The organism is Streptomyces durbertensis (assembly GCF_014156695.1).
Lineage (GTDB): Bacteria > Actinomycetota > Actinomycetes > Streptomycetales > Streptomycetaceae > Streptomyces > Streptomyces durbertensis.
Window position 1 is genome coordinate 1 of sequence record NZ_WMLF01000151.1, and the last position, 11,378, is coordinate 11,378.

Consider the following 11,378-nt stretch of genomic DNA (forward strand, 5'->3'; position numbering starts at 1 on the left):
CCTCAGGCGCCGCGCAGTTCGGCGCCGGTGCGGGTGGCGGCGGCGGTGACCGCGGCCTCCCGGGCGGCGCCGGCCTCCTCGGCGGTCAGCGTGCGGTCCTTGGCCCGGAACCGCAGCGCGTACGCGAGCGACTTGCGTCCCGCGCCGAGCTGTTCACCGGTGTAGACGTCGAACAGCCGCAGGGACTCCAGCAGTTCACCGGCGCCCTCGCGCAGCGCCGCCTCCACGTCGGCGGCCGGCACGGCGGCGTCCACGACCAGGGCGACGTCCTGGGTGGCGACGGGGAACGTCGACACCTCGGGCGCGGTGACCGGTCCGCCGGCGGCCCGCTCCAGCGCGTCGAGGTCGAGTTCCATGGCGCTGCTCCGGGCCGGCAGGCCGAACGCCTTCGTCACCCGGGGGTGCAGCTCACCGGCGTGGCCGACTACCTGCTCGACACCGTCCACCTCGACACTCAGGCGCGCACAGCGGCCGGGGTGCCACGGGCCGTACTGCCCGGCGGTGATCCGCAGGTCCGCGCCGGCCGCGCGGGCGACCGTGCGGGCCGCCTCGACCGCGTCCGCCCACAGCGCCGGACGGCCCTCGCCCCACCAGCCGGGCAGCTCGCGGGAGCCGGAGAGCACCACGGCGACGTGCCGGGGCTGGGCGGGCAGCGCCGCGTCCAGCTCGGCGACCTCGTCGTCACTCGGCCGCCGGTCCACCGGCAGGCGCACGGCGTGGCCGCCGTCCTCGCGGGGGTGGAAGACCAGACCGGTCTCGAAGAGCGCCACGTCGTGGTTGCCCCGGCCCTCGTTGCGGCGCAGCGCGCCGAACAGGCCCGGCAGCAGCGTGGTGCGCATCTCCGGCTCCTCGTCGGAGAGCGGGTTCTGGATGCGCACGGTGCGGCGGGCCGGGTCGTCGGCGGCGAGCTGGAGCCGGTCGAAAGCGGCCTCGCCGACAAACGGGTAGCTCAGCGCCTCGGTGTAGCCGGCGCCGGCGAGCGCCCGGCCGACGCGGCGGTGCAGCCGCTGCCGCCCGGTGAGGCCGCGGCCGGCCGGCGGGCGCGGCAGGGTGGAGGGCAGCGACTCGTAGCCCTCCAGCCGGATGACCTCCTCGGCCAGGTCGTTCGGCGCGTTGAGGTCGGGCCGCCAGCTGGGCACGGTGACGGTCAGCTCGTCGGCGCCGTACACGTCGCAGCCGACCTGCTGGAGGCGGCGTACGACGGCCTCCCGGCCGTAGCTCATGCCGGCCACCCGGTCGGGGTGGTCGGCGGCCATCCGGATCGTGCGCGGGCCGCCGGGGGTGGCGACCTCGGTGACGCCGGCCTCGGCGCTGCCGCCGGCCAGCAGGACCAGCAGGTCGACGGTGCGCTGGGCGGCGGCGGAGGCCGCCTGCGGGTCGACGCCGCGCTCGAAGCGGCGGGACGCCTCGGAGCCGAGCTTGTGGCGGCGGGAGGTGCGGGCGATGGCGATCGGGTCGAAGTGCGCGGCCTCGATCACGATCTCGCGGGTGCCGGTGACCTCGCCGTTCTCCGCGTCGACGGCGGTGTCGGCGATCTCGGTGCCGGCACCGCCCATCACACCGGCGAGGCCGATGGGGCCGGAGTCGTCGGTGATGACCAGGTCCTCGGCGTCCAGGACCCGGGTGACGCCGTCAAGCGTGGTCAGCTTCTCGCCTGCCTCCGCGCGCCGCACGCCGATCGTGCCCCGCACCCGGGAGCGGTCGTAGGCGTGCAGCGGCTGGCCGAGTTCGAGCATCACGTAGTTGGTGATGTCGACAGCCAGCGAGATCGGCCGCATGCCGGCCTTCTGGAGGCGGCGCTGGAGCCAGATCGGCGAGCGGGCCTCGGGGTTGACGCCGGTCACCGCGCGGGCGGTGAACCGGTCGCAGCCGGCGGCGTCGGCGACCTCGACGGCGGGACCGTAGTCGTTGGGCGCGGGCACGTCCAGCAGCGCCGGGTCGCGCAGCGGCACGCCGTAGGCGGTGGCCGCCTCACGCGCCAGGCCGCGCATGGACAGGCAGTAGCTGCGGTCCGGGGTGACGGCGATGTCCAGCACCTCGTCGACCAGTTCCAGCAGCTCGACGGCGTCGGTGCCGACCTCGTACTCCGGCGGCAGCACGATGATGCCGTCGTGGTCGTCGGAGATACCCAGCTCGGAGGCGGAGCAGATCATGCCCTCGGAGACCTTGCCGTAGGTCTTCCGCGCGGCGATCTTGAACCCGCCGGGCAGCTCGGCGCCGGGCAGCACCACGACGACCTTGTCGCCGACGGCGAAGTTCCGGGCGCCGCAGATGAGGTTCTGCGGCTCGCCGGTGCCGTTGGCGTCGCCGACGTCGACCTGACACCAGCGGATCGGCTTCTTGAACTCGGTCAGCTCCTCGATCGCGAGGACCCGGCCGACCACCAGGGGGCCCTTGAGGCCCTGGCCGAGCTGCTCGACCGTCTCGACCTCCAGGCCGGCGGCGATCAGCTTGGCGGCGACGTCACGGCCGGTCTGCCCCTCGGGCAGCTCGACGTACTCCCGCAGCCAGGAAAGCGGGGCGCGCATCAGATCTCCATCCCGAACGGCCGGGTGAAGCGCACGTCACCCTCGACCATGTCTCGCATGTCCTCGACGTTGTGGCGGAACATCAGCATCCGTTCGATGCCGAACCCGAAGGCGAAGCCGCTGTACTTCTCCGGGTCCACCCCGCAGGCCACCAGCACGCGCGGGTTGACCATGCCGCAGCCGCCCAGCTCGATCCAGCCCTCGGAGGAGCAGGTCCGGCAGGGCCGGTCCGGGTTGCCCACCGACTCGCCGCGGCAGACGTAGCAGACCATGTCCATCTCGGCGGACGGCTCGGTGAAGGGGAAGTAGTTGGGCCGCAGCCGGGTCTTCATGCCGTCGCCGCCGAACAGCGCCTGGACCATGTGGTCCAGGGTGCCCTTGAGGTCGGCCATGGTCAGGCCCTCGTCCACGGCCAGCAGTTCCACCTGGTGGAAGACCGGGGTGTGGGTGGCGTCCAGCTCGTCGGTGCGGAAGACCTTGCCGGGGCACACCACGTACACCGGCGGCTCGCGGTCCAGCAGCGAGCGGATCTGCACCGGGGAGGTGTGGGTGCGCAGGACGACGCCGGACTCGCCCTCGGCGGAGCCGGAGTCGATCTCCTGCGGCCGCTCACCGTGGATGAAGAAGGTGTCCTGCATGGTGCGGGCCGGGTGGTCGGGGTGGAAGTTCAGGGCGTCGAAGTTGAACCACTCCGCCTCCACCTCCGGGCCCTCGGCCACCTCGTAGCCCATCGCGACGAAGACGTCCTCGACGCGCTCCATGAGCGTGGTCAGCGGGTGCCGCCCGCCGGCGGGGACGCGGTCGTGGGGCAGGGTGACGTCGACCGCCTCCTGCACCAGGACGCGCTCGTCCCGCTCGGCCTCCAGCACCGTCTGGCGCTCCTTGAGCGCCTTGGAGACGACGCCGCGCGCCTGGCCGACCCGCTTGCCCGCGTCCGCCTTGGCGTGCGGGGGCAGGGCGCCGATCTCCCGGTTGGCCAGGGCCAGCGGGGAGCGGTCTCCGGCGTGCGCGGCCTTGACCTCCTTGAGCGCGTCCAGGTCGCCGGCGGCGGCGATCGCGGCCAGCGCCTCGTCCCGCGCCCGCTCGACCGCTTCCGGTTTCAGTGCTTCGACCTCGACTGGGTCGTACGACTTGTTGGGTGCCGACATCTCTTCCCGTACTTCCGATTGGCTGGCTCGCGCGTGCCCGAGGGCCCCTCGCCCAGCCGACACGATCTTCGTTCGCGGGTGGTCTGAGCTGCGGGTGCCGAAGAACGAGTCTACGGGGCGGCGCGCGGTGACTGGTCTGCGGCAAGCCCGCGGGCCGCGCTCCGGTGTGCTGCTCCGACCCGTGAGGGTCAGGCGAGCGCCGCCGGGGTGCCCACGGGCAGGGTAAATCGGAACTCGGCGCCGCCGGAGGCGGACCGGCCGACGGTGATCGTGCCGCCGTGGGCCTCGACGATGCCCTTGACGATGTACAGGCCCAGGCCGGTGCCGCCGCGCTTGCTGCCCCGCCAGAAGCGGGTGAACACGCGGCCCATCGACTCCTCGGGAATGCCCGGGCCCTCGTCGCTCACGGTGACGGTTGTCCCTTCCTGACCGCGTCGGTGTGCGGCGTCGGGGCCCGTACGGGCGGCCGGCGCCACCTCGATGGTGACCGATCCCTCGCCGTGGCGCACGGCGTTTTCCAGCAGGTTGGCCAGCACCTGGTCGACCTTGTCCGGGTCGGCCCACAGGGCGGGCAGCGGGCCGGCCGTCTCGACCCGGAAGCGCTCTGCCGGGATGCCGGCGGCGACGTGCGCCTCGACGTGGCGGTGCACGGCGGCGGCCATGTCCACCGGCTGCCGGCGGACCTCCAGCCGACCGGAGTCGATGCGGGAGATGTCCAGGAGTTCGGCGATGAGGCGGGTCACCCGGTTCGCGTCGGCGTCGACCGTCTCCAGCATGAGCCGCTTCTGGTCGTCGGTGAACCGCTCCCACTTGGCGAGCAGCGTCGCGGTGAAGCCCTTGACGGAAGTGAGCGGCGAGCGCAGCTCGTGCGCGACGGTGGCGATCAGCTCGGCCTGGCCGCGTTCGGTGCGGCGGCGGGCCTCGGTGTCGCGCAGCGCGACGACCAGCCGGTGCAGCGGCCCGGTGGGGTGCCGGCGCACGTAGGTGGCGGAGACCAGCACCTCGCGGCCGCCGGGCAGCAGCAGGTTCCGCTCGGGCTGGCGGGTGCGGGTGGCCAGGCCGTGGAAGGGGTCGGTCAGCTGCCACCAGCGGCGGCCTTCGAGGTCCTCCAGCGGCAGCACGGCCTCGATGTGCCGGCCGAGCGCGTCGGCGGGGCGTACGGCGGTGATGCGGGCGGCGGCGGCGTTGAAGCACAGCACGCGCCCTTCGGAGTCGGCGACGACCAGCCCGTCGGGGAGGTCGTCGGGGGAGACACCGCTCTGGTGGAGCGTGCCGAACGGTACGGGCGGCACGTCGTGGCGACGGGCGGAGTCCGCCCGGCCGGCGCCTTCGGACGTCCTGACGTCCATCCCCTCTTCACCCCCAGTGCCGTACGGCCCGGGTTCCACGGGCCCGCAGGTCAGCTCACCCTACTAGGTGGAGGTGACGGAACGGCACCCTCCGGCGGCACGCTGTGCCCGGGCGGACGCGTAGAGGCACACGGCGGCGGCGGTGGCCAGGTTGAGGCTTTCCGCCCGCCCGTGGATCGGAACGCGCACCACCTCGTCCGCGAGTGCGCGGGTCTCCGCCGGCAGGCCCCAGGCCTCGTTGCCGAAGATCCAGGCGGTGGGGCCGCCCATGGCGCCCCGGTCCAACTCGTCGTCGAGGTCGCTCTCGCCGGCGCCGTCGGCGGCCAGGACCCGCAGGCCGGCCTCCCGCAGGCCGTGTACGGCGTCCTCCACCGGTACGCCGACGGCGACCGGGAGGTGGAAGAGGGAGCCGACGGAGGCGCGGACGGACTTGGGGTTGTAGAGGTCCACCGAGGCGTCGGTGAGCACCACGGCGTCCGCTCCGGCGGCGTCGGCGCAGCGCAGCACGGTCCCGGCGTTGCCGGGGTCGCGGACGTGGGCGAGGACGGCGACCAGGCGGGGGCGGGCGGCGAGCACGTCGGCGAACGGGGTGTCGAGGAAGTGGCAGACCCCGATGAGCCCCTGCGGGGTGACCGTCTGGGAGATCTCGGCCATGGTCGCGTCCGAGGCGGTCAGCACCCGGGCCCCGGCCGCCCGGGCGGCCTCGACGACGTCGGCGTGCCGTTCGGCGGCCTCGGCGGTGGTGAACAACTCGACGAGCGTGGGGCGGCCGTCGGCGTCGCGGTGGCCGACCGCCTCGCGCACGGCCTGCGGCCCCTCGGCGAGGAACCGGCGTTCCTTGGCGCGGACATTGCGGCGGACCAGCCGGCGGGCGGCGGCGACACGCGGGTTGCGCGGGGAGATCGGCTCGTCGGTGCCCATGGGTGCGGCGTACTCGCTTCTGCGTCGGCGGGGCGGGTTCGGGGCGTCGGGATGACCCGACGGTCGGACGGATCGGGAGCGCGCGCCCGGACACGGCTGACCCGCAGGCGTCCGGTGTCGCCTGCGGGTCAGATCACGCTGTTGTCCGGCGCTGCCGTCGTCCGGCCGATCAGGCGGCCTTCGGAGCGTTGACGTCGCTCGGCAGGGCCTTCTGGGCGACCTCGACGAGCGCGGCGAACGCGTTCGGGTCGTTGACCGCGAGGTCCGCGAGGATCTTGCGGTCGACGGCCACCTCGGCGGCCTTCAGACCCTGGATGAAGCGGTTGTAGGTGATGCCGTTGGCGCGGGCCGCCGCGTTGATCCGCTGGATCCACAGCTGACGGAAGTCGCCCTTGCGCTTCTTCCGGTCGTTGTAGTTGTAGACGAAGGAGTGGGTGACCTGCTCCTTGGCCTTGCGGTAGAGGCGGGAGCGCTGGCCGCGGTAGCCGCTGGCCTGCTCCAGGATCGCCCGGCGCTTCTTGTGGGCGTTGACCGCCCGCTTGACGCGTGCCACGTGAAAACTCCTTGTAGCGGGGTCGGGGTTGACTCACCCGACCCGGAAATCGATGGGGTCCCGGTCTGGGTCGTGTCCCGGTGCGTGCTGGTGGCCGCTCCGGGACAGCCGACTCACTTGCCGAGAAGCTTCTTGATCTTCTTGGCGTCGGCCGGAGCCATCTCGACCTTGCCCGCAAGGCGGCGCGTCAGCGTCGACGGCTTGTGCTCGAGAAGGTGGCGGCGGCCGGCACGCTGGCGCATCACCTTGCCGGAGCCGGTGAGCTTGAAGCGCTTGCTCGCACCACTGTGCGTCTTGTTCTTCGGCATGTCGCCGTTCTCTCCTCGTCGGTGGCGTTTCCGCCCGGGGGCCCGGGTCCTGCGAACCGGCAGGCGGAAACGTCAGCTGTTCGGTTGGTTCTCCGGCGGCCGGACGGGTCCGGCCGCGGACGGGAGGCTCACGCCTCGGCGGAATCCTCCGGGGACTCGCTGCCCCGCAGACGCTCCGCCTTGCGGGCGGCCTGCGCCTCGCGGGCCTCGGCCATGGCCTCGGTCTTCTTCTTGTGCGGGCCGAGGACCATGATCATGTTCCGGCCGTCCTGCTTCGGGTTCGACTCCACGAAGCCGAGCTCCTGGACGTCCTCCGCGAGCCTCTGCAGCAGCCGGTAGCCCAGCTCGGGCCGGGACTGCTCACGACCGCGGAACATGATCGTGATCTTGACCTTGTCACCCTGCTTGAGGAACCGGACGACGTGACCCTTCTTGGTGTCGTAGTCGTGCGGGTCGATCTTCGGCCGGAGCTTCATCTCCTTGATGACCGTGTGCGCCTGGTTCTTGCGCGCCTCACGGGCCTTCATAGCCGACTCGTACTTGAACTTCCCGTAGTCCATGAGCTTGCACACGGGCGGACGCGCGGTCGCGGCCACCTCGACGAGGTCGAGATCGTACTCACTGGCAAGCTCCAGTGCCTTCGCGAGCGGCACGATGCCGACCTGCTCGCCACTGGGACCGACGAGTCGCACCTCGGGGACGCGAATCCGGTCGTTGATACGGGGCTCGGCGCTGATGAGGCCTCCTCGGTTAGCACCACGCGGTTGCCTGGCGGACAGCCGCGTAACGTCTGGGTTCGTGGACCGCCCCGCTGGAAGCCGTGACGCGCAAAACGCCCCGGACGGGGACACAGGCAGGGCTCCTACAGACGGAGCACCGCCACGATCACCGCGGGGCGCAGTCTGACCTCGTGACCCGCCGACTGGACGTCGATCGGGTGGGAGCTGGGTGGAGCCTCCACTTGCGGGTCGGGCACAACGGCACCCGACCGGTCGACCTCCATCGTACACGAGCCCGGACACCGTTCACGCCGGGGTCCCACGGCCCCGGGGCGGCGCCCGCTCCCCGCTCGCCTAGGCTGGCACCCGTCCCATCCTCCCACCGGGACGGCCTCTCCTCCCGCCGGGACGGGCCGGCCGCCCGGCGCACAGACGAAGAGAGCCATGAGCGACGCCACTCCCCAGGACCCCCGGCCCGGCTTCGAGGCCATGACCCGAGACATCGCGGACGTGCCCGCGGTCGAGGTGATCACCACCGTGGCGGTGCACCTGATGAGCTCGGCCGCCGTGAACCTCGGCCTGGCCGAGGGCGGGGAGGAGCACCGGGACCTCGACGAGGCCCGCAAGCTCATCCACGCGCTCGCCGGCCTGGTCACCGCCAGCGCCACCGAGATCGGCTCCTACCACGCGGCCCCGCTGCGGGACGGCCTGAAGTCCCTCCAGCTGGCGTTCCGCGAGGCGTCGCTGGTGCCGGACGAGCCGGGCCAGGGCCCGGGCGAGAAGTTCACCGGCCCGGTCTACGGCTGACCCCGCCCCGAGCGGTTTCCCGGAGCGGCGGCCCCGGCGCGCCGCCGCGACGGCGGGCGGGCCGACCGGTAGTGCTTGAGGGCATGCGCGCACTTGTCGTCAACTGCACCCTCAAGCCCTCCCCCGAACCCTCCAACACCGAGGCGCTCGCCGAGGTCGTCGCCGCCGAGCTGCGCCGCCGCGACGTGACCGTGGACACCGTGCGGGCGGTGGACCTGAACCTGCGGCCGGGAGTGGAAACCGACATGGGCGACGGCGACGACTGGCCCGCCGTCCACGCCCGCGTCCTCGACGCGCAGATCCTGGTCATCGCCTCCCCCACCTGGCTGGGCCGCCCCTCGTCGGTGGCCCAGCGGGTGCTGGAACGCATGGACGCCATGCTGAGCGAGACCGACGACGAGGGCCGCCCGGTGGCCTTCAACCGGGTCGCCGGAGTGGTGGTGACCGGCAACGAGGACGGCGCGCACCACGTGATCAGCGAGATCAGCGGCGCCCTCGTCGACATCGGCTACACCGTGCCGGGCCAGTCCTGGACGTACTGGCACCTGGGCCCGGGGCCGGGACCCGACTACCTGGACGAGACCCGGGGCCGGGACTGGTCGCACTCCACGGGACGGGCGATGGCCGCCAACCTGCACGGCGTCGCCCTAGCCCTTCAGGCGAACCCGCTGTCGGCACCGCCCTCCTAGGGCGTGTCGCCGCCGTCCGCCGGGTGGCTCCGGCGGTCGTAGAGCGGGCGGCCGGGCAGGTCGCCGTCCGGCGGCAGCAGCGCGAGCTGGAGGCCGCGCACGAGGCGTTCCCGCAGCAGTTCGTCGGCCGCGAGCGCCCGCGCCACCGCGCCACCGGTCTCGGCCGGTGCGGCGGCAGGGGCGAGCCGCAGCGCGAGCACCCCGTCGGCGTCTCCGCCCGGGGTGAGGGTGGCCGCGTCGACGCCCTGCTGGCCGGCCAGCAGGGCGCGCAGGGCGGCGTGGACCTCCGGGTCCTCGGCGGGCGGCAGGGCGGTGTCCCGGCCCTGCGCGAGCGCGCGCAGGGCGGGCCCGGTGAGCTGGTACGTGACCGGGCCCGCGAGATCGACGACGAGGGTGTCGGCGCCCTCGTGGAAGGTCGCCTGGAGGGCCTGACCGAGGCCGACGGCGACCGGGCGGGCGTCGGGCCGCCAGCGGGCGAGGGTGTCGGTGGAGGTGAAGGCGGGCAGGGCCCGGCGGCCGCCGGGCGCGTTGAGCGTGGGCACCGCCATGTCGCTGGTCTTCTCCCGGCGCAGCCCGTCGGGGCCGGTCTCCACCTCCCCGAGGACGGCGACCACCGGGACCAGCAGTCGGGCTCCGGAGAGCAGCCGCAGCAGTTCCGGTTCGGTGGTCGGGTCCGCCTGCCAGGCGGCGAGGGCCGCCGCGAGCCCGGGGTCGGCCGAGCCGTCGTCCCCCGCGTAGCCGGGGTCTGGGATGTTCTTGAGCGCCACCCGCTGAGCCTATCGCCGTGCCCGACGCCGCCGGTCGGCCGGTGGCGTCGGGGCGGGCGGCGATGCCCGGAGGACTAGACGGGCGGGGGTGCCGTAGCGCCGTGCTCCGGGGCGTCCTCCGGGCCGCGCCGACGGCCGGCGGTGCGGTAGAGGACGACCGCCCCGCCCACGAAGAGCGCGCCGAGCACGCCCGCGGTCGGTGCCAGCCAGCCGGCCGGGGTCGCGCTCGCGACGGGGCCCCCGCCGAAGAACTCCTCGGGGTAGGGCTCGGGGCTCGCGTGGTGGGGGGTCGGCCGGACGGTCGCGCCGACCTCGATGGCGGCCGCCGCGTCGACCACGCCCGTGCCCAGCGCGTCGTTGCGTCCGCCGGCGGGTGTGTTGCGGGCGGTGTCCGCGAGCAGTCGTTTGACCTGCGCGGGGCTCAGCTCCGGGTAGGCGCTGCGGACCAGCGCGGCGACGCCGGAGACGGCCGCGGCCGCGGCGCTGGTGCCCCAGCCCTTGTAGTAGCTGCCGTCCGGGTCGGCTATGACGATGTCCTTGCCGGGCGCGCTGACGGTGGCGTACCAGCGGCGGGTGCTGAAGGAGGCCCGGGCGCCGTTGCGGTCGACGGCGGTCACCGCGATGACACCCGGGTAGGCGGCCGGGTAGGAGACCCGGTCGCCCTTCTCGCCGCCGTTGCCGGCGGAGGCGACCACCACGGCGCCCTTGCGCAGCGCGTAGCGGACGGCCGCGTCCTCCTTGGGGTCGGGGTGGGCGGAGGCGCTGTCGTCGCCGAGCGAGAGGTTGATCACGTCGGCGCCCTGGTCGACCGCCCAGCGGATGCCTTCGGCGAGCGCCCCGCCCCGGGTCGCGCGGGCCCGGCGGCGCTGCGGGTCCTCGTCCTCCAGCAGCACCCGCACGGGGAGGATCTGCGCCTCGGGTGCGATGCCGATGACTCCGTCGCCACCGCCCGGGCCGTGGCCGCGGGCAGCGATGATGCCGGCCATGGCGGTGCCGTGCCGGGCCCAGGTGCGGTCGCCGCGCCGGGCGCCGAAGCCCACCGCGTCCTTGCCCTCCAGCACCGCGCCTCGCAGATCGCGGTGCTCGGCGTCGACGCCGGTGTCCAGGACGGCGACGGTGACGCCGGCGCCCTTGGTGGTCTTCCAGGCCTCGCGGGCCCCGATCGTGTCCAGCGACCACTGGCGGTCGCGGATCTCGTCGGCCCGCGCGGTCGAGGCGGGCTGGACCAGCAGCAGCGCGGCGACAAGCGCGGCGGCCGCGCGTGCGCGGCGGAGGGCGCGCGGGGCTGTCATCGGGCCTCCACGGTCCGGGCGGCGGCCCGGCGCACGCCGCGCTCCACGCGGTCGGCGATGCCCTGGGCGTCGTGGCCGAGTCCGGCCTGGGCGGCGGCGGTGGTCTCGCCGCGGCGGACGGCCTGGGCGGCGGGCTGCGGGTCGCTGACGTTGCGGCCGTCGGCGAAGCCGGTGACGGCGAACACCACGATGGGCGCGTCGGCCAGCACGCGGACCGTCCAGCTGGCCCGCTGGGCGTCGCCGAAGCCGGCGGCGGCCGTGCCGCGCACCGGGTAGGGGCGGGGCATCAGGTCGGGG

Annotated in this window: 11 protein-coding genes and 1 pseudogene; 2 read left to right on the forward strand and 10 right to left on the reverse strand. The window is 74.1% G+C overall.

Features of this window, described 5'->3' with window-relative positions:
* Positions 1–2: 2 nt before the first annotated feature.
* From pheT to infC, 7 genes are all read right to left on the reverse strand, one after another.
* Positions 3–2,528, reverse strand: a complete 2,526-nt coding sequence (gene pheT / locus GL263_RS12585; RefSeq protein ID WP_182855755.1) for a phenylalanine--tRNA ligase subunit beta — start codon at positions 2,526–2,528, stop codon at positions 3–5.
* Entirely contained in the window at positions 2,528–3,676 is a 1,149-nt protein-coding gene (pheS, locus tag GL263_RS12590) for a phenylalanine--tRNA ligase subunit alpha (protein ID WP_143648862.1), read from the reverse strand. The genes pheT and pheS overlap by 1 nt, the downstream gene beginning before the upstream one ends.
* Before the next feature lie 188 nt (positions 3,677–3,864).
* Entirely contained in the window at positions 3,865–5,025 is a 1,161-nt protein-coding gene (locus GL263_RS12595; protein WP_182855756.1) for a sensor histidine kinase, read from the reverse strand.
* 63 nt (positions 5,026–5,088) lie between these two features.
* Positions 5,089–5,946, reverse strand: coding sequence for a TrmH family RNA methyltransferase (locus GL263_RS12600; RefSeq protein ID WP_182855757.1), 858 nt, complete (start codon positions 5,944–5,946; stop codon positions 5,089–5,091).
* Positions 5,947–6,115: 169 nt separating this feature from the next.
* The gene (gene rplT, locus GL263_RS12605; protein WP_143648859.1) at positions 6,116–6,499 is read right to left on the reverse strand and encodes a 50S ribosomal protein L20; all 384 of its coding nucleotides are present in this window, start codon (positions 6,497–6,499) and stop codon (positions 6,116–6,118) included.
* Positions 6,500–6,612: 113 nt separating this feature from the next.
* A complete protein-coding gene (gene rpmI, locus GL263_RS12610) occupies positions 6,613–6,807 on the reverse strand; it encodes a 50S ribosomal protein L35 (protein ID WP_143648858.1) in 195 nt (64 codons plus the stop codon).
* A gap of 128 nt (positions 6,808–6,935) precedes the next feature.
* Positions 6,936–7,499, reverse strand: coding sequence for a translation initiation factor IF-3 (infC, locus tag GL263_RS12615; RefSeq protein ID WP_323379367.1), 564 nt, complete (start codon positions 7,497–7,499; stop codon positions 6,936–6,938).
* Between the two features lie 471 nt (positions 7,500–7,970).
* On the opposite strand from infC, the gene GL263_RS12620 reads away from it, so the two are divergent.
* A complete protein-coding gene (locus tag GL263_RS12620; RefSeq protein ID WP_182855758.1) occupies positions 7,971–8,333 on the forward strand; it encodes a DUF1844 domain-containing protein in 363 nt (120 codons plus the stop codon).
* An 83-nt stretch (positions 8,334–8,416) separates the two neighbouring features.
* On the forward strand, positions 8,417–9,022 hold the full coding sequence (locus tag GL263_RS12625) for a flavodoxin family protein (protein WP_182855759.1): 606 nt from the start codon (positions 8,417–8,419) through the stop codon (positions 9,020–9,022).
* Here GL263_RS12625 and GL263_RS12630 read toward each other — a convergent pair.
* The 3 genes and pseudogenes from GL263_RS12630 to GL263_RS12640 all read right to left on the reverse strand — a co-directional run.
* A complete protein-coding gene (locus tag GL263_RS12630; RefSeq protein ID WP_182855760.1) occupies positions 9,019–9,789 on the reverse strand; it encodes an SseB family protein in 771 nt (256 codons plus the stop codon). The genes GL263_RS12625 and GL263_RS12630 overlap by 4 nt on opposite strands.
* Positions 9,790–9,863: 74 nt before the next feature.
* Positions 9,864–11,081, reverse strand: a complete 1,218-nt coding sequence (mycP, locus tag GL263_RS12635) for a type VII secretion-associated serine protease mycosin (RefSeq protein ID WP_182855761.1) — start codon at positions 11,079–11,081, stop codon at positions 9,864–9,866.
* Positions 11,078–11,378, reverse strand: a pseudogene (locus tag GL263_RS12640) (hypothetical protein); the annotation flags it as partial. The pseudogene GL263_RS12640 and the gene mycP, both read right to left, overlap by 4 nt.

Bases quoted from the DNA above. Each gene is read 5' to 3' on its own strand.
- pheT (WP_182855755.1), bottom strand. From the start codon at position 2,528: ATGCGCGCCCCGCTTTCCTGGCTGCGGGAGTACGTCGAGCTGCCCGAG.
- pheS (WP_143648862.1), bottom strand. From the start codon at position 3,676: ATGTCGGCACCCAACAAGTCGTACGACCCAGTCGAGGTCGAAGCACTG.
- GL263_RS12595 (WP_182855756.1), bottom strand. From the start codon at position 5,025: ATGGACGTCAGGACGTCCGAAGGCGCCGGCCGGGCGGACTCCGCCCGT.
- GL263_RS12600 (WP_182855757.1), bottom strand. From the start codon at position 5,946: ATGGGCACCGACGAGCCGATCTCCCCGCGCAACCCGCGTGTCGCCGCC.
- rpmI (WP_143648858.1), bottom strand. From the start codon at position 6,807: ATGCCGAAGAACAAGACGCACAGTGGTGCGAGCAAGCGCTTCAAGCTC.
- GL263_RS12620 (WP_182855758.1), top strand. From the start codon at position 7,971: ATGAGCGACGCCACTCCCCAGGACCCCCGGCCCGGCTTCGAGGCCATG.
- GL263_RS12625 (WP_182855759.1), top strand. From the start codon at position 8,417: ATGCGCGCACTTGTCGTCAACTGCACCCTCAAGCCCTCCCCCGAACCC.
- mycP (WP_182855761.1), bottom strand. From the start codon at position 11,081: ATGACAGCCCCGCGCGCCCTCCGCCGCGCACGCGCGGCCGCCGCGCTT.